We start from the raw sequence: 17,037 nt of genomic DNA, 5'->3' as shown, positions 1-17,037 counted from the left end.
TTTGGTTAAGGCTCGAATCGAAGGTGAATGGTTTTCCGCGAAGTGAACGAGTAAATCTGGACCCCTGGAACATGTACACTTTTTTCGAACAAAACTGCAGGATTCTTAGACAAAAACCGCAGGAATTGAGTCCTTAAAAATGTCGATGCTACAGGGCACTGTTTTTACTCGTTCACTTCTCGGAAAAGTATTCACCTTCGATATGCTGACGGTGTCTTTTTGGTTGCCAAGAACTAGACGGCCTGCTGTGAAGGGCGGTGGTGACGCTATGCCGCCTCGTTTCATTGAAAAAATAAGCGGGGTACCACCTAAGCTTTTTTAGCCGTCGATTACAGATCGCGTACTCGATAAACCTTGGTGCTGACAGCGCAGCTGATTACACATAGTGCGAGCGCCAGTACTGCAGTTCCTGCACACAGACAGCCAAGGACGGTGGGATCGGGATTCGCCCCGGCAATCGACATGAGCCAGTTACTGATGGGGTTGGAGGAGCTTAGCGTGGCCATGGCAAGGCATCCGAGCAGGGCAAACAGGCCAACGGATAGGCGCAGCGCCTCCATGTGTCCAAATCGAAAGAACAGCGGCTGCGCCAAGAATACCATCATGAGGGAGATAAGCATCGATGCTGCCGAGGCGATTGCGATTTCAAAGACCGTCTGTCCCGTCGAAGGAATGCCCGCGCTGTTGAAGAGCGGGATGGAGGCGATGCTCAAAAGCGTGGCGGCGCACGTCATGACGGCCGAGAAGACAACGATGCTCAGGTAGCGTGCGCAGATGATGTCTTTGCGCGAGAGGGGCAGCGTTGCCCAATAACGCTCCCATCCGTTTTGATTGTCGAAGCCTGCCAGCGAGCTCATGACCATGATGGGTGACATGGCGCTGAGCGCGCAGGCGCCGGCACTCATGCCGGAGTCGCCACCTGACGTGTTGGCGAGGGTCAGCACAACGAATATGAACAGGCCGACGCCCGCTATGCTCGGGACAAGCGTGCGAACGATGGCGAGCTCGGACATAAAGGCGCGTTTCATTTCGAAGCCCCTTTCAGCGTGAGGCGTAGATAATCGTCAATGGTTGCCCGATCGCAGGGAATCTCGGGGAAGGCCTCGAGCGTTTCGCGACGGTTGGGCACGAGCACGTCCACGCTATAAGCGTGGTGGGCGGCACGGGCGCCTTCGACGCAAGCCATAAGCTCGGCGGCCTGCGCTTGGGTACAGTGGGCGATGCCGGCGCGGTCGGTAATGTCCTCGCGCGGCAGGTCAAACACAATCGAGCCGTTATCGATGCAAATGATGCGGTCGGCAGCGCGATCGAGGTCGGACGTAATGTGACTCGAGAGCAGCACGCTGCGTTGGCCGTCGGCGACAAAGGCAAGCAGCTCATCAAGCAGCTCCTCGCGTGCCATGGGATCAAGACCCGCGGTGGCTTCGTCCAAAACGAGCAGCTTGGCCTTGTGACTGAGCGCACAGGCAAGCTGCAGCTTCATGCCCATGCCGCGGGAGAGGTCCTTGACCTTCGCCTTGGGATCCAAGCCAAATCGGTCGATGAGGCTGGCGAAGGTGTCGTGGCTCCAGGTGGGGTACGCCGGGCTTACGAGTGCCTCAACTTCGGTCACCTTGAGTGTGGAAGGGAAAGGACACGTGTCCAGCACGAGGCCGATACGGGTGCGCAAGCAGCGCTGCACTTCACCGGGTACGTCGGCGCCACAGCACTGCCCAAACAGGTGCACCTCGCCGGCATCGAGCTTTATAAGCCCGAGCGCGGCGCGAATGGTCGTTGTTTTGCCAGCACCGTTTGCGCCCACAAAGCCAACAATCTGGCCGGGCTCCACGGCAAGCGTGACATCGCGTAGTGAAAAGCGGTCGCTTACAGCGCGTGAGATGCCTTTGAGTTCAAGCAAGTTTTGCATGGTATAGCCTTTCTTGCAGATGGCTACTGCATGGTTTCGGGGGCTACCAGGTCGAGCATTTCGTGCAGTTTGTCGCGCGTGACGCCCAAGGCTTCGGCTTGGCTCGCCGCTTTCGCAAGCAGGTCTTCGATATGGCATAGCTGGTTTTCGCGCAAGAGCTCCTGATTGCCCTCGGCGACAAAACAGCCCTTGCCCTGCACGGTGCAGATAAACCCGAGTTGCTCTAGGTCGGCGTAGGCGCGCTTGGTGGTGATGACGCTCACACCCAGGTCGCTCGCGAGTGCACGGATGCTGGGGAGTTTGGCTCCCGCAGCGAGCGTGCCCGATAAGATCTGAGCTTTGACTTGCGAGGTTATCTGCTCGTAGATGGGCTTGTCGCTCGAATTGGATAGGATGATGTCCACAGCGGCTCCTTAGCTGTTGGGCTACACGTGTATATAACCGGTAAGCACAGTATATATACACTATGCACAGTTATGCAAGAGGTAAATAGGGATTGTCCGCTCGTTCATTCATCTCAATCTGTAACATCTGGAACCGATTTGGACGGCTACCTGTTACAGATTGAGATTTTGCTGGTGGGCCCACCTGGTTGTCTCAATCTGTAACAACTGGAGAAGTTTTTGGCTGCTAGATGTTACAGATCGAGATCTTTCTGGGACGCCCACCTGGTTGTCTCAATCTGTAACAACTGGAGAAGTTTTTGGCTGCTAGATGTTACAGATCGAGATCTTTCTGGGACGCCCACCTGTTTGTCTAAATCTGTAACAGGTAGAGGTTCAAAAACCGTCTAGATGTTACAGATCGAGACAAACTGCTGCGGAGTGCCGTCATCGACTGCTACACAGGCCCCAACTGATGAATTTGTCCTGATAGGCGCCCTAGAGCGGAATTTCGCGGCTACAATAGTGCGGTAATAGTCGATACTTGACGAGTTCAAGCCCCTGACCTGCGAAAACGGGTTGGGGGCTTTTCTTTTGGCAACCTCGGGGCAACCTATCTACCGCTATCGTGCGGATAACCCAGCGTTTTCAATGCCGCCGCTTTCAATGCCCCGTAGTCCACCAGAACAACGTAGGGGTGTTGGAAGGGGCGGTGTTGTAAACGCGGCTCGACTAGAAATATTTTAAGAAACTTGATTGACAGCTACTAACCGACTGTTATTATCTTGGTTGTAGAGATTAGTAGCTACTAATCAAGGCGCTCTTCTGGTGACCGTATACCACTAGAAGTATCATGATGAAAGGAATGGTTTCTATGCCCGCCTTACGTATCAAGAGCAAGCCCGACAATGTTACACGCCGATATTCATTCCGGCGTGAGGTGTCTTATACTGCACTCAGGGTTTTCTCCATTTCAATTGACGATAACAGTACCGCCGCCCCGAGCGTTGCCGATGCCGTGAAATATGCGCTAGGGTACGTCACCCCGATTGCCCACACTATCGACTGGGTGGCTCTTTCTAAGCTCTCGACCGAAGCCCTAGGGATACCTAACGGTTTGAGGTGTGGGTCGCGTTTCTACACCTCTGTGACCCTGCCCCGTAATGCCGATGAAGCGCTCGGCGCTCTCTGCGTAGTTGTCGGGGACGATTTTAAGCAACTCCGATGCCGCGCCCCTTACCGCAACCTTGTTTTGGCGCTGACCCTTCGCGCCGTAATCGCTGACGAACTCGGTATTTTGCCGCGCAAGATTGCTGGTGGGGACAAGCTGCCCGCCGATGCACCCGCAGCGTTCAACCCTTCCGAACTTCTTTCTGGTAGTGTGTGCTGCGTACCCTCCGAGACAGACCGTATCGTTAACCGTATGGCGCTCGATAATGAGGGTGGTTTTGACCCGTCCATCTTTGATGACCTGTATCCTAACGGCACCAATGCCGAGGATAGCGAGTGGTTTTAATGCAACCTGATGTAAACATAACGGTTGCGCGCCAATGGGGTTTCGCTGACACGGGGCGTGAGCGTTTGTCGGGTGACGAACCATTTCCAGCCGAATTCGATGAAGATATAGAAGCTGGCTGGGAGATGTTCGCCCTCTCTTTTCGCCGCTCGGAAGGAACGTTCCGCGGTTTACCGCCCGTCTTGGTCGGGCGAACTGTTCACTTCCTTCATAAGCCTAAGAAACGTAGGGGCGTGTTCGTTCGTGAGGGCGGGTGCGTTAGGCTTGCCTTTGTAGATGAACCGGGAGAACTGCTTGGCTCACCAGTGCGAGTGCTTCACCTTCGCCGATGGTTGCTCCTGCTGCCCTTGCTCCTTGCCGCCCTTCTCCTGTGTCTGTCCCTCTCGCTATGCTCGCCGTCTAGCTCGCCCGACTTCCTATCGGGCATGACGGGAACGGCTGGCGCTACGTCCAAGCCCGTTGTCTCGGTCGATTACGCCGCGTATGATGCCACGGTCGATAGCGTCTGGAAAGCCGATACCCTGACTCAAGATTTTCGTCTTTCGCTTCCTTCGACCTGCAAGTACGCCAAGGGCAAAACGGGCGGGAACCCCATTTTGAGTAGTCCAAGTATCTGGGTGGATATAGACGGGAATAACCAGTTTTCCGACAACGAATGTGTTTATAACGCCCCTGATAAAACGGGGTACGGTGCGTTTATTCGCCCTGGGTGTGAGGTTAATCGTATCAAGCTCACACAGTCCGTCCCAGCAGGCACCTACAGTGCCCGAACCGTCTGGAACTCCGTGTTGGAGCGTGACGGGAAAACGCCCGCTGGCTCGACCTCGTTTGATTTCAACCTGACCGTTGTGTAGGTGATACCGCTTTCGATCATTTTTCCGAAAGCGTGTCATAGAAAGGTTCTCGCGATAGGCGCGGGAACGAAACCCCTCCCGAAAGGAGACTGTCATGTTAAACCCCAAGACCGCCGTAAAGCTCATGCCCGCCCTTGCGCTCGCGGCTGCTATCGGCTCCCCGCTGTCTGCGTTCGCCGCACCCGCCGTCACCCTCGGCGCTGATAATGCTATCGAAAGCTCCGAGCAGGGTACCGCCGAAGCCACCGTTCCCGTCACCCTTACCGCTGACGGCTCGTGGACAGATAAGGGCGGCACCTCCCACGACATGGGCAAGTACGTTGTCACTGTACCTACCAGCATCAGCGTTTCGGGTATCGGCGCTGGTTCCAACTCCATCAGTGCAAAGTATCGCGTCAATGTCGCTGGAATCATCGGTAGCGGTAAGAAGGTTACGGCTCGTGCCCAGACCGACCGTCACCAAGCGCCCTATATGCTGAGCGTCACGCAGGGCAAGACCGAGTTCACTGCCAAGGACATTAGCAACGGCACGAACGATAGCGAGGGCGTGCTGCATATCAATGGCTCCGATTCCGAGGATACCCTCAGCACCGAGCAGGACGTTTGGTACTCCGATTCCGTCACTGGCAACGTCACCTATAACTTCGCTATCGCCTAGAAAGGGCTATTCATCATGGCTTACAAGCTCGACCTTAACGGTCACCATTTCTTCCTCGCTGGCAATTCCATCGCCTACGAATACGACCGCGCCACGAACCAGCGCACCGATACCATCAGCGGAACCCGCTTCGATGTGGTTGACCTCCAAAACGGCTATGAGCATTTGAACGTGCTGGTCGAGGGCGCTCCCGCGCTCCTGTTCGACCCCGATAATGACGAGATTCCCACGGGTACCGAGGTGGTCTTTACCAACCTCAACGCCCGCCCCTATGTCGGTCGTAACGGTCGTATCGCCGTCACCGCGTCCGCTGATGCCTGCCGACTGGCGAACCAGCCGCGCGGCAAGGAGTAACGACCCCCTGACCGCTGCCGATTCCAGCTACCGCCCTGCGTCCCAAAACGCCAATCCCGAGACGCGGGGCGGCTCTTTTTCTGACAACCGAACCGTTTACGATTAAGGAGCCGTTACTATGGCTTATTTTATCGAACTCGTTAAAGGAATAATCGCCAAAGCCCGTTTTAGCGCTGATTCGTGGCAGGACTTCCGCGACCGTCACCCCGCCATAGCCCGCGACCTCGGCGCTTTCGTCCTCGTTCTCCTGCTCGCCGCTGTCATTTGGGCGCTCTCGGCTGCTTCGGGCAACCCCAGCCCGTTCGGATACTAGGGGGTGCGCCATGCCCAGACCCCTCCGCGTGTTCTTCGTCTCGGTGGCGGCGCTGTACGCCCTCGTCCTAGGCTGGCTCGTTTTCGAGACTGCCCGTATCGCCGCCGCCGTCCCCCCAGCCCTGCCGCCTTTCGAGTGCTGCACCCCGTACCTTCGGGGTAGCGCCGCCGTCCCGCTCAACGCCAAGGAGTTCGATAGGTTCGACCTCCCAGACGGCTCGGCGCTCTCCCTGCGTCTGGTGCCGTCCGATGGTGTCGCTCCCGCCCTGCTCTTTGCCGTCCTGACCTCGCCCGATGCCGCCACGCTCACCGTCAACTCGGCTTCGCTCGGCTCCCGTTCCGTTCTGGGGTCGTTTGCGGGTCACGGTGCCGAGGTCGGCTATGACGGCTCTACCGCCGCCCTCTGGACTTGCTTCGAGGTGGTGCCGTCCCTGCGTGACGGCTCGCCGCTCTCCGTCTCCGTGACCGCCGTGAACTCTGACGGCTCCCGTTCCGTTTTCTCTCGTAAGGGGGTTCTCTCCCATGCTCTCTGATGCCCTCCGTTCCCTGCCCGCTTTCGATCATTTCCGAAAGCGTTTCGATGCCCGCGATACCGAGTTGCTTCGTAAGGGCGTTGACGTGTCCCTGACCTCGCCCGCGCCCTCGGGTTCGTTCAAGGCTGTTTTCGTTCTCTTCTCGGCTGGGCTGTCCTTCGTGTTCGGCTTCAACCTGCTCATGCTCTGCGAGCGCTCGCGTTTCACACTGCCGCTGCTGCTCCCCGCCGTGGCGCTTCTGGCGCTCTCGCTCTGGCTCGTTCTGTATGTCGCGCTGTTCGGCTCCCGCTTCGTGCCATGCGGCTCGACCGTCCGCAACCTCGAACGGTTCCTCTATGCGAATAAGCTCTACGTCTCGCATGAGGACACGTTGTCGAACGGCACCAAGCGCGAGCGTATAGATTCCTCGCTCCGTCTCCGCGTCCTCGTGAGCGGCAATATGCTGACCGTCCGAGCCTTTGACGATGGCAACGGCTATACCTCCAAGCTCTCCAAACTTGAGGACATGGGGCTTTGCTCCGTGATAGGTCGCCCGCTCGATTCCAAGTCGGCTGGCGTTGGCGCTACCGATTACGTTTTCCGTCTGCGCGATGATGTGCGCTTGCAGGCTGTTCCCCGCCTGCTCGCCGCCGAGCCTACGGGGGCGCTCGATTTCGTCCCGCTCACTGGCGAGCTGTCGTGGAACTTCGCCCACCTGCCCCATATGCTCATTGCTGGCGGCACTGGCGGCGGCAAGTCTACCTTCCTCTACTACCTCATAGCCGAGTTCATGCGGCTGGGCAACCCCAACGGCTTCGCGGGTGAGGTCTATATCTGCGACCCCAAGAACGCCGAGCTGGCTTCGCTCTCGCATGTCATAGGCTACGACCGCGTGGGTGTCTCGCCCGCCCAGATTGCCAAGGTCGTTCGCCTGTGCCGTGAGGAAATGGATAGGCGCTACGAGTATATGCAGGACCCCGAGCGTTTCCGTTTCGGTGCCAACGCCTTTACCTACGGGCTTAACCCCGTGTTCCTGATATTCGATGAGGTGGCGGCGTTCAAGGCTGCGGCTGACAAAAAGACCTTTACCGAGGTCTGGGACAACCTGACCCAGCTGGTGCTGAAAGCCCGCGCCGCCAACGTGTTCGTTATCCTCGCCATGCAGCAGCCCCGCGCCGATACCATATCGACCGACATACGCGACAACTTGGGCGCTCGCGTGTCCCTGGGTTCGCTCTCGGACGAGGGCTACCGTATGACCTTCGGCGGCTCTTTCGACTTCCTGCCCATCGAGGAACGCGGCACGGGCTATATCATGCTTGACGGCTGGGACGCTCCAAGACCTTTTAAAGCCCCGTTCGCGGACTACTCGAAGGTCGACTACCCTAAAGAGCTTAAACGGCTTTATATCGCCGCTCAGCGCCGTAACGGGGTATCTGCGGACAACGCCGAGAAGGAAGAAAGCGCCGAAAGTGCGACGGATTAGGAAGTAAAGCCCCTGCCGCTGGACGAACGCTCGGGGCGGAAAAGGGGGCGGCGGGCGCGGAGCGCCCAGCCGAGCGGAGCGACCCCCCGCCCCGAGCGGGCGCACGGCGGCTTACTTTACTTGATATATATGTCAACATCTGTCCGCGGAAGTTCGCCCGTTTTGGGCGGTTCCCGCTGGTTGGAACCAGTTTTTTCGCGGATGTGCGGAAGGTGGTATATACCAGTTGGCGCTCGAATGGGTCAAGACCATCGAGACGCCCACAACGATTGAGGTTTGGGAGTATTCGGCTCCCGCTGGGCGCATGAACCCAGAAGCCCGCCGCGATGATGATTCAGAAGATGAAAGCGAACGTGGGCGAAAGCCCGATGCAGCCGCCTACTACGATGCCGCGAAACGGCGGCAAAGGCACTACAGGGGCGTTCGTTGGGAAATCGCCCGCCTTATCGACTGCAATTTCGATGATTCGACCAAGTTTCTAACGCTCACGTTCGCCGATAACGTAACCGATATTAAATATTGCAACCGTGAGTTTCGCAAGTTTATCAAGCGCCTTAACCGCCGAGTGTATGGAACGGATAAGACGAAAGTGCGCTATCTGGCTGTTTGGGAAGCCCAGAAGCGCGGGGCTATCCATTACCACGTTGTCCTGTTCGGTATGCCGTATATCAGGCTCTCCGAGCTGCGCGAGGTGTGGGGTCACGGCTTCGTCAAGATTAATCGCGTTGACGTTGACCAACGCTACAACGTTGGTCGCTATATCTCCAAGTATTTCAGCAAGGACGTTGACGAGGGTTCCTACAAGCTGAAGAAGTTCTTTCGCTCACAGAACCTTATTCAGCCCGTGGAAGAGCGTTTCACCACGCTCGAACCTCTTTCGTTCGAGGGCTATACGGTGGCTTTCACGAAGGAATACGACCAATTGATACCTGGCCTTTACGGTGAGGGCGGTGGATACGCCCCGCGAAAGGTTCGGTACACGAAGATAGGGAAGGACTGGTAGCTTATGACTGGCTGTCCGATGGTCGATAAGACCGATTTAATCGCGTTGGGCTTCACGCCCTCCAAATCTGCCGACATAATCCGAGCCGCCAAGCGGCTCATGGTGTCGCGCGGCTTCGGGTTCTACGGCTCCCGCAAGGTCGGGCGCGTCCCCGCGTCCGCTGTTGCCGAGATAATCGGCGTTGACCCTGTGGGGGCGAACGATGCCCAAGGTGAGTAGGTGATGCCGCTTTCTCTACGTCCTCGTCTTCGGCTGGGCAGTCCTCCCAGCCCGAGCGACCCGCCATTGTAAACGCGGCTCGACTAGAAATATTTTAAGAAACTTGATTGACAGCTGCTAACCAACCGTTATTATTTTGGTTGTAGAGATTAGTAGCTACTAATCAAGGCAATCTTCTGGTGACCGTAAACCACTAGAAGCATCATCATGGAAGGAAACGAAATGTCTGCAACAGAAACGCCTTGGTCTGGTCACTTAACCCCTCGTCATTGGCCTGTGCCTGAGGGGGTCAAACCCTTCCAGCAAGGCCAGCTCAAGAGCAGCGGCATCGAGGTAGATTGTTACCAGTATGGCGGGGTTCTTGTAGCCGTTGCCCATGCCGACCTCCTGCGGTTAGAGTTCCTGAGCGTCAAGCTTGGCGAAGATGAGCTTGAGACTAATCTGCTCGGCTTCGGCGCTACGGCAGGCTACACATGGACTTCGCTGTACCTCGAGCCCGACCTGTACAAAGGCCGTAGTCCCGAAGAACTTACTTTCGAGTTCCTCGCTATCGAGGACGATGACGAGGACGATGACGAGTAGCACGTAGCTCCTAGCCCCTGACCTGCGAATAAGGGTCGGGGGCTTTTGCTTTTAGCAACAGATAGGGAAGGATTGGTAGCTTATGTTTAGCTGCCCGATGGTCGATAAGACCGATATTATCGGCGTTGACTCCGTGGGGGTGCGCCATGCCCAAGGTAAGTAACGTATACCGCGACAAACGCAACGGCTCGTGGTATTTCGTGGCAAACCTCGGTACCGATGCCGAGGGTAAGCGCGTGCGCCACTGGGGGCGCGGCTACAAGACCCAGAAGGACGCGAAAGCCGCCTACGATGCGTATATGGCTGACTTCTCCAAGACCGCCGTTCGCGGCAACTCGACAATGAGTTTCGGCGAGTTCAACCGTACCTATTTCGTCCCCGAGTTCAGGGCGAGGGTTCGCGAAAGCACGTTTCGGGAGCGCATGTGTATGGCGGGAAAGCATTTCGCGCGGTGGGATCGGTGTCGGCTGCGCGACATTGACGCGCCCGCGCTCAAGCGGTGGCAGAACGAGCTTGTGTCGGGGTACTCTCCCGCCTACGCGCGTCTGGTTTTCTGCCATTTCGCTATGGTTCTCGACCTCGCCGTGAAGCTCGGACTGTTGCAGCGCAACCCCGCCCGAACCGTGGGCAACATCCCGAAGCCCCGCAGGGAAGTCGATTTCTGGACGAAAGACGAGTTCGACCGCGTTATGGCGACCTTCGATACTTCCGACTATTACGGGCTTTTCGGCTTCATGTGCGTGTATCTGCTCTATATGACGGGTCTGAGGGTCGGTGAAGCCCAAGCCCTCAAATGGTCTGCTGTCGACTTCGGCGCGCGCACGCTGTCCGTTGGGTATTCCATGAGCTACCGTAATGCGCATGAGTGGAAACTAACCCCGCCAAAAACGAAAGCTGGCAAGCGCGTTATCGCGCTCGACTCCGTCACGGTCGGGTGGTTGGAGCGCTGGCACGATGTGCAGGCGGCGAACATATCGAGCGAGTTTGTTTTGAGCTGGTGCGGCAACCCGCTGAACAAGCATACTGTCAAGCATATTATCGAGCGCCACGCCTGCGCCGCTGGCGTTCACCGTATCCGCGTCCACGCGCTGCGCCACTCGCACGCGGCGTACCTGATTAGTCTAGGTGTCAACGCCTTGGCTATTCGCGATAGACTGGGTCATGAAAAGGTTGAGACTACTTTGGGAACCTATGGGCACCTGTACGCGACCGCGAACAGGGATGTTGCTGATGCCCTTGATGCTACCTGCGAGTGCGGCTCGGCTGTCGAGCACGGGCAACCTTTTTGCAACCCTTCCAAGGTTTCCGACCCGAATTGAACAAGCTGAAACGAGCCGAAAGGCGGTTAAACCCGCAGGTTGCGGGCTACCCGATTAGGCTTCATAATAGTGCGGTTACAACGACGTAATGCACTCAATGCAAGAAAGGATCCGCATGGCAAGCCTGTCGGATGAAATTTCGTCGCGCCGCACATTCGCGATCATCAGCCACCCGGATGCCGGTAAGACCACGCTTACCGAGAAGCTGCTGCTCTATACCGGCAGCATCCAGACCGCCGGCTCGGTCAAGGGCAAGAGCTCGGCCAAGCATGCCGTCTCGGACTGGATGGACATCGAGAAGGAGCGCGGCATTTCCGTCACCTCCTCGGTGCTGCAGTTCACTTACAACGGCGCCTGCGTCAACATCCTCGATACCCCCGGTCACCAGGACTTTTCGGAGGATACCTACCGTACCCTTATGGCCGCTGACGCCGCAGTCATGGTCATCGACGGCGCCAAGGGCGTCGAGGCCCAGACCAAGAAGCTCTTTAAGGTCTGTACGCTGCGCCACATTCCCATCTTCACCTTTGTGAACAAGCTCGACCACGAGGCTCGCGATCCGTTTGAGCTCATGGAAGAGATCGAGAATGTCCTGGGCATCAATACGTATCCCATGAACTGGCCGATCGGCAGCGGCCGCAATTTCCGCGGCGTGTTCGATCGTCAGACCCGTCGCGTCATTGCCTTTGAGGGCGACGGTCACGCCAACGCCACCAAGAAGGTCGCCGAGGTCGAGGCCGAGCTGGGCGATTCTTCCATGGATGAGCTCATCGGCGAGGAGAACCATAAGAACCTGATGGACGACATCGAGTTGCTCGATGGTGCCGGCGACGAGCTCGACTTGGATGCCGTGGCCTGCGGCAAGCTGAGCCCGGCGTTCTTTGGCTCGGCGCTTACCAACTTTGGCGTGGAACCCTTCCTTAAGGAGTTCCTGCGTCTGGCCCCGACACCGCGTGCCTATACCGATACGCTTACCAGTGAACCGGTCGATCCCTGCCGCGACGACTTTAGCGGCTTTGTGTTTAAGATCCAGGCCAACATGGACAAGAACCACCGCGACCGCATCGCCTTTGTGCGCATTTGCTCGGGTAAGTTCGAGCGCGGCATGGATGCCTTCCACGTGCAGGGCAACCGCAAGCTCAAGCTTGCCACGGGCACGTCGATGATGGCCGACGACCGCGCCATCGTGGACGAGGCGTACGCGGGCGATATCGTGGGCCTGTTCGACCCGGGTATCTTTAGCGTCGGCGACACCGTGTGCTCCGGCAAGCGCCATGTGCAGTATCCACAGATTCCGACGTTTGCCCCCGAGATGTTCGCTCGCATTACGCAGGTCGACACGCTCAAGCGCAAGCAGTTCGTCAAGGGCATGGAGGAGCTTGCCCAGGAGGGCGCCATCCAGATCTTCCGCGAGCTGGGTGCCGGCATGGAGAGCGTCATCGTGGGCGTGGTCGGCGTGCTACAGTTTGAGGTACTCGAGCGCCGCCTCAAGGCCGAATATCGTGTTGAGGTTCGTCGCCAGCCGTTGCCCTATACGGACATTCGCTGGATCCAGAACGACCCCGACACCATCGATATCCCAGGCCTTTCGCTCACGCGCGACACGCTGCGCGTCGAGGACATGCGCGGTGGCAAGCTGTTGCTGTTTACGAGCCCGTGGAACGTGGATTGGGCAACCGACCACAACCCCGACCTTATCCTGTCGGAGTTTGGCAACGTAGTCTTTTAACGCATCGGCGCGGTGGCCCTGCGGGGCTGCCGCGCTGCCTGCTTGCCTGATGCCGCATGAGCGGCTATCATGCCCACCGTCGCCTCAAGACCGGGGCGTCCGAGCAGTTCGGGTCCGATATCCTGCTCGTTAAACCTAAAACCAAAGGAGTACATAATGATCAAGAAGGTCATGGAGGACTACAAGGTCCTGTTGCGGAGCATTCCCGCGGCAACGGTTTCGCTGTTTTTCGTGAGCGTTATCATGATGAACCTGCTGGCCAACAAAGAGCTCATCAGCCTGCCGTATCTGGCACTCGATTGCGGTTTTGTGGTGAGCTGGGTCTCGTTTTTGTGCCAGGACATGATCTGCAAGCGCTTTGGCGCCAAGGCATCCATCAAAATCTCTATCCTCGCACTGGCGGTCAACCTTGCCGTGAGCCTGTGCTTTTGGGCGTGCTCGCTCACACCCGGTATGTGGGGCGCCTACTACGACACGGGCATGATCGAGGTCAACACCGCCCTTAACGCCACCATCGGCGGCACCTGGTACGTGGTGCTGGGCTCTTCGCTGGCAATGTTCGTTTCTGCCGTGGTTAACTCCACGCTCAACCAGTCGCTCGGCCGTATGCTCAAAAAGAATAACTTTGCGAGCTTCGCCTTCCGCTCCTATGTGTCCACGGGTGTTGGCCAGTTTATCGACAACCTGGTCTTTGCCATTGTGGTGAGCCACACGTTCTTTGGTTGGACCTGGGTGCAGGTCCTTATGTGCTCGCTGACCGGCGCTGTCGCCGAGCTGCTGTGCGAGGTCTTCCTGAGCCCCGTGGGCTACAAGGTCGTGCGCGGCTGGGAGCGTGAGAATGTGGGCGCCGAGTACCTCAAGCGCCACGCAACCGCCTAAGGAGCAAGTATGCGGGTTTTGATTACGGGCGCTTCGGGCGGTATCGGAGCCGCGTGCGTGCGGCGCTTTTTGGACGAGGGCCACGAGGTCGTGGGCTTTGATCTGCTGCCGGCGGTGATCGAACACGAGCGCTACCGCCATCTGATTGTTGATGTCCGCGAGCCGGGCTCGTTTCCAGGCGACCTTGAACCCCAAGTGATCGTGAACGTTGCGGGTACGCAGGATTCGGTCGACGATATCGCCGCCAACCTGTGTGGCACCATCAACGTGACCGAGCGCTACGCCTTTGTGGGGGAGGGGCTTGCTGCCAAGCCGGCGTCGGCTATCAAATCCGTGGTCAATGTGGGGTCGGCGAGCGGGCATACGGGATCGGAGTTTCCCGCCTATGCTGCCAGCAAGGGCGGCGTTATCGCCTACACCAAGAACCTTGCAAACCGCCTGGCACCGCAGGCCATCGCCAACAGTGTGGACCCGGGTGGCGTTATCACGCCGCTCAACCGTTGCGTGATGGAAGACGAACACCTGTGGAACCAGATTATGGAGCTTACGCCGCTTAAACGCTGGGCAACCGCCCAAGAGATCGCCGAGTGGATCTACTTTGTGGGCGTGACCAACCGGTTTATGACCGGGCAGAGCTTGCTCATTGATGGTGGCGAGGCCGGCCGCACACAATTTATTTGGCCCGAATAGGAAACGCGCCCGATGGAAAGCCGTCGGGCGCGTTTTTGATGTATCGATTTTTAGCCGAGACAAGTCCAGTTGACGGGGGTCGAGCCGTGCTGTTCGAGTAGCCGATTGGCTGCCGAGAAGGGTCGCGACCCCATAAAAGCGGGGAGTTCTGCCGTGGCACGGTTGGCCGAAAGCGGCGAGGGGTGCGTGGAGGCAAGGCAGAACTTGCCGGTTGTTTTGCCCGCGTCGATTGCGGCGAGCTTGCCCTCAACCATCTGCTGGGCAAAGCGGCCCCATGCCAAAAAGACTACCGGTTGGGGTAGCTGGCAGCAGCGTTCGATAACGTAGTCGGTGAGCGTACTCCAGCCCAGCTTGGCGTGTGAGTTCGCGGCATGCTCGCGCACGGTAAGCGTAGTGTTGAGGAGCAGGACGCCCTGTTGTGCCCATGGCGTCAGATCTCCCGTGGCGGGAATGGGACAACTCAGATCGGCTTTGAGTTCCTTATAGATGTTGCGCAGGCTTGGCGGCAACTTGGTTTGCATCGCGGGGACCGAGAACGATAACCCCATGGCCTGGTTGGGCCCGTGATAGGGATCTTGGCCCAAGATGACAACTTTGACCTGGTCGGCCGGCGTGTAGGCGAGGGCATTGAGGATGTCGTCTTGTGCCGGGTAGATGGTCTGCTCGGCACGCAAAAGGGCGATGCGCTCGAGCAGCTGGTTCGTAGTGTCACGTACCGGCTGCGGCGCATCGCCCAACCAAGTTGCTATGTTGCGGTCACGAGTTGCGGTGTCCATGGAGCTCCTTTATGGCAAATGCTATGTTGGCATCTATTGTAAAGGCGCACCGGTTGCCTTTATGCCGCGGCTGTATGAGGGGCGAGTCCACCGCCGACTACACCATCATGGCGATGGCGGAGGAGGGTCTAGGCGTGAGTATGCTCTACCGTCGTACTGTGGAGGGCATGCGGGCCGATATTCGCGTACGTCCCATCGTGCACGCCCCCTCACGCGACGTAGTGGCGGCCTGGCGCAGCTGGGACACCATGCCTATCGCCACGAGGCGCTTTATCGACTATATGAGCTCGCATATTGTCAATTAATGACTGGCGTGGCGTTGAGTGCGGTGTTTAGCAGGCTGTCGCTTTGGCTTGGGTAGCGCGATGGGTGCGTGCCGGGTGGCAGAGTAGTACCGCCACGACCATAAAGAACGCCGTGGTGCCCAGGCTGATGGGGTAGACCATCATGATGTTCGCAAAGGTGCGGAAGTGCGGGAACACGCAGAATACCCAATAGAAGCGGATGCCGCAGACGCAGATCATGGTGATAAGGGCGGGCATGAGCGAGATGCCAAAGCCGCGCAGGTAGCCGGACATGTTCTCGTAGAGCATGATAAAGGCGTATGCAGGGAAGATAGAGCACACGCGGATATAGCCGATTGAGACGATGTTGGGATCGCTGTTGAACAACGACAGGATCTCGCGCCCCAGGCCGACAATAACAATAATCGTGGTGAGCGCGACGACACCGCCTTCGACCAGGCAGACCTTAAGGGTCTTGGTGCAGCGGTCGATCTGACGGGCACCGTGGTTTTGTCCCACAAAGGTGGTGCAAGCCTGGCTAAAGCTGTTGAGCAGGTTGTAGCACACGCACTCCAGGCTCATGGCGGCGCTCGAGGCCGCCATGACCTCGGTGCCCAGGCTGTTGATGGCGGACTGGATGATGATGTTGGCGACGGCAAAGACGGCGCTTTGGATGCCGGCGGGCAGGCCGATCTTGACGATGCGCTTGAGGGCGACGGGGTCGATAGCAAGGTCGCGCGGGGTGACGCGGACGACGGAGTCGGTCTTGAGCAGGCGGATAAAGAGTGTAGCGGCGCTGACGGTGTAGGCGATGGCGGTGGCGATGGCGACACCCGCGACGCCCCAGTGGAGTACGGGGACAAAGATGAGGTCCAGGCCAATGTTGAGGACGGTGGACACGGCAAGCGCTTGCAGCGGCATGCGGGTGATGCCGACGGAGCGGAAGATCGCGGCCTCAAAGTTGTAGAGCAAGATTGAGGGCATGCTGAGCAAAAAGACGCGTAGATAGAGCGAAGCGAGCGGCATGGTCTCGGCGGGAACGTTGAGCGCGGCGAGCATGGGCTCGGCAAAGATCTCGCCCAGAGCGATGACGACAAAGCCCACGAGCGCCATTAAAATCGAGGTATGGACGGCGCGTTTGACCATATTCTGATCGTTGCGGCCGATAGCGTTGGCGATGACCACGTTGGAGCCAAGCGACATGCCAATAAACAGGTTGAGCATAAGGCTGGTAAGCGGAACATTGGAGCCGACTGCCGCCATGGCGAGGGTTCCCTGGTCGCCCGAGAAGTTACCGATAATGACCGTGGCGATGAGGTTTGACAGCTGCTCCAAGATGCTCGTGGCGGCCACGGGCAAGGCGAACAGGGGGATATTGCGCCACAGTGAGCCGGTGGTCATGTCGATGTGCTTAGATGCGGTATCAGCCATACGCTCTCAATCTCTAACGTGCTATTTCGTGCTTATTTGCGCAGACGATGATACTCCTAATCACCTAGTCATTGGGGGCGTTCTTAAACGACTAGTCATTCAAGAACGTCCCCAATGACTAGGTGGGGAAGGCGTGCGACAATG

At 58.0% G+C, this 17,037-nt stretch carries 20 protein-coding genes; 15 read left to right on the top strand and 5 right to left on the bottom strand.

The features are described from left to right. Positions 1-329: 329 nt before the first annotated feature. Genes ACTNA2_RS02635 through ACTNA2_RS02625 form a run of 3 tightly spaced genes read right to left on the bottom strand, consistent with a single transcriptional unit; the run spans position 330 to position 2,310 of the window. The gene (locus ACTNA2_RS02635) at positions 330-1,028 is read right to left on the bottom strand and encodes an ABC-2 transporter permease (protein ID WP_441048539.1); all 699 of its coding nucleotides are present in this window, start codon (positions 1,026-1,028) and stop codon (positions 330-332) included. Next, positions 1,025-1,906, bottom strand: coding sequence for an ABC transporter ATP-binding protein (locus tag ACTNA2_RS02630; RefSeq protein WP_441048538.1), 882 nt, complete (start codon positions 1,904-1,906; stop codon positions 1,025-1,027). Before ACTNA2_RS02630 ends, ACTNA2_RS02635 begins: the two co-directional genes overlap by 4 nt. Before the next feature lie 23 nt (positions 1,907-1,929). Next, positions 1,930-2,310, bottom strand: coding sequence for a GntR family transcriptional regulator (locus ACTNA2_RS02625; protein ID WP_370450620.1), 381 nt, complete (start codon positions 2,308-2,310; stop codon positions 1,930-1,932). Between the two features lie 853 nt (positions 2,311-3,163). Between ACTNA2_RS02625 and ACTNA2_RS02620 the strand changes: the two genes are divergently transcribed. From ACTNA2_RS02620 to ACTNA2_RS02555, 14 genes are all read left to right on the top strand, one after another. Continuing rightward, the gene (locus tag ACTNA2_RS02620) at positions 3,164-3,805 is read left to right on the top strand and encodes a hypothetical protein (RefSeq protein WP_441048537.1); all 642 of its coding nucleotides are present in this window, start codon (positions 3,164-3,166) and stop codon (positions 3,803-3,805) included. After that, a complete protein-coding gene (locus ACTNA2_RS02615) occupies positions 3,805-4,659 on the top strand; it encodes a hypothetical protein (protein ID WP_441048536.1) in 855 nt (284 codons plus the stop codon). Before ACTNA2_RS02620 ends, ACTNA2_RS02615 begins: the two co-directional genes overlap by 1 nt. 94 nt (positions 4,660-4,753) lie before the next feature. Continuing rightward, a complete protein-coding gene (locus ACTNA2_RS02610) occupies positions 4,754-5,317 on the top strand; it encodes a hypothetical protein (RefSeq protein WP_441048535.1) in 564 nt (187 codons plus the stop codon). A gap of 15 nt (positions 5,318-5,332) precedes the next feature. Continuing rightward, positions 5,333-5,671: a hypothetical protein gene (locus ACTNA2_RS02605; protein ID WP_441048534.1), complete on the top strand. Its 339-nt coding sequence runs from the start codon at positions 5,333-5,335 to the stop codon at positions 5,669-5,671. A 118-nt stretch (positions 5,672-5,789) separates the two neighbouring features. Next, on the top strand, positions 5,790-5,984 hold the full coding sequence (locus ACTNA2_RS02600; protein WP_441048533.1) for a hypothetical protein: 195 nt from the start codon (positions 5,790-5,792) through the stop codon (positions 5,982-5,984). 10 nt (positions 5,985-5,994) lie between these two features. Then, complete coding sequence (locus ACTNA2_RS02595) at positions 5,995-6,516, top strand: hypothetical protein (protein WP_441048532.1); 522 nt, start codon at positions 5,995-5,997, stop codon at positions 6,514-6,516. Then, positions 6,506-7,981: an FtsK/SpoIIIE domain-containing protein gene (locus tag ACTNA2_RS02590; protein WP_441048531.1), complete on the top strand. Its 1,476-nt coding sequence runs from the start codon at positions 6,506-6,508 to the stop codon at positions 7,979-7,981. The genes ACTNA2_RS02595 and ACTNA2_RS02590 overlap by 11 nt, the downstream gene beginning before the upstream one ends. Before the next feature lie 226 nt (positions 7,982-8,207). Next, the gene (locus tag ACTNA2_RS02585; protein ID WP_441048530.1) at positions 8,208-8,984 is read left to right on the top strand and encodes a rolling circle replication-associated protein; all 777 of its coding nucleotides are present in this window, start codon (positions 8,208-8,210) and stop codon (positions 8,982-8,984) included. A 3-nt stretch (positions 8,985-8,987) separates the two neighbouring features. Beyond that, positions 8,988-9,203 (top strand): DUF3173 domain-containing protein, encoded by a 216-nt coding sequence (locus ACTNA2_RS02580; protein ID WP_441048529.1) that lies wholly within the window; start codon positions 8,988-8,990, stop codon positions 9,201-9,203. A gap of 222 nt (positions 9,204-9,425) precedes the next feature. Beyond that, positions 9,426-9,785 carry a hypothetical protein gene (locus ACTNA2_RS02575; RefSeq protein ID WP_441048528.1) on the top strand — a complete coding sequence of 120 codons (360 nt, stop codon included), beginning with the start codon at positions 9,426-9,428 and terminating at the stop codon, positions 9,783-9,785. 200 nt (positions 9,786-9,985) lie between these two features. Beyond that, the gene (locus ACTNA2_RS02570) at positions 9,986-11,104 is read left to right on the top strand and encodes a tyrosine-type recombinase/integrase (RefSeq protein ID WP_441048527.1); all 1,119 of its coding nucleotides are present in this window, start codon (positions 9,986-9,988) and stop codon (positions 11,102-11,104) included. A gap of 115 nt (positions 11,105-11,219) precedes the next feature. After that, positions 11,220-12,833 carry a peptide chain release factor 3 gene (locus ACTNA2_RS02565; protein WP_427719358.1) on the top strand — a complete coding sequence of 538 codons (1,614 nt, stop codon included), beginning with the start codon at positions 11,220-11,222 and terminating at the stop codon, positions 12,831-12,833. 156 nt (positions 12,834-12,989) lie between these two features. Then, positions 12,990-13,712, top strand: a complete 723-nt coding sequence (locus ACTNA2_RS02560; protein WP_229770709.1) for a VUT family protein — start codon at positions 12,990-12,992, stop codon at positions 13,710-13,712. A 9-nt stretch (positions 13,713-13,721) separates the two neighbouring features. Beyond that, positions 13,722-14,402: an SDR family NAD(P)-dependent oxidoreductase gene (locus tag ACTNA2_RS02555; RefSeq protein ID WP_441048526.1), complete on the top strand. Its 681-nt coding sequence runs from the start codon at positions 13,722-13,724 to the stop codon at positions 14,400-14,402. A 50-nt stretch (positions 14,403-14,452) separates the two neighbouring features. On the opposite strand, the gene ACTNA2_RS02550 is transcribed toward ACTNA2_RS02555, so the two are convergent. Further along, positions 14,453-15,178, bottom strand: coding sequence for a uracil-DNA glycosylase (locus ACTNA2_RS02550; RefSeq protein WP_441048525.1), 726 nt, complete (start codon positions 15,176-15,178; stop codon positions 14,453-14,455). 11 nt (positions 15,179-15,189) lie between these two features. On the opposite strand from ACTNA2_RS02550, the gene ACTNA2_RS02545 reads away from it, so the two are divergent. Next, complete coding sequence (locus ACTNA2_RS02545; protein ID WP_441048524.1) at positions 15,190-15,483, top strand: LysR family transcriptional regulator substrate-binding protein; 294 nt, start codon at positions 15,190-15,192, stop codon at positions 15,481-15,483. A 27-nt stretch (positions 15,484-15,510) separates the two neighbouring features. On the opposite strand, the gene ACTNA2_RS02540 is transcribed toward ACTNA2_RS02545, so the two are convergent. Further along, positions 15,511-16,893, bottom strand: a complete 1,383-nt coding sequence (locus ACTNA2_RS02540; RefSeq protein WP_441048523.1) for an MATE family efflux transporter — start codon at positions 16,891-16,893, stop codon at positions 15,511-15,513. Positions 16,894-17,037: the final 144 nt, after the last annotated feature.

This window comes from Collinsella sp. HCP28S3_E9, assembly GCF_052065455.1.
In the GTDB taxonomy this organism is placed as follows: Bacteria; Actinomycetota; Coriobacteriia; order Coriobacteriales; family Coriobacteriaceae; genus Collinsella.
This window is presented reverse-complemented; position numbering and strand designations above follow the sequence as displayed.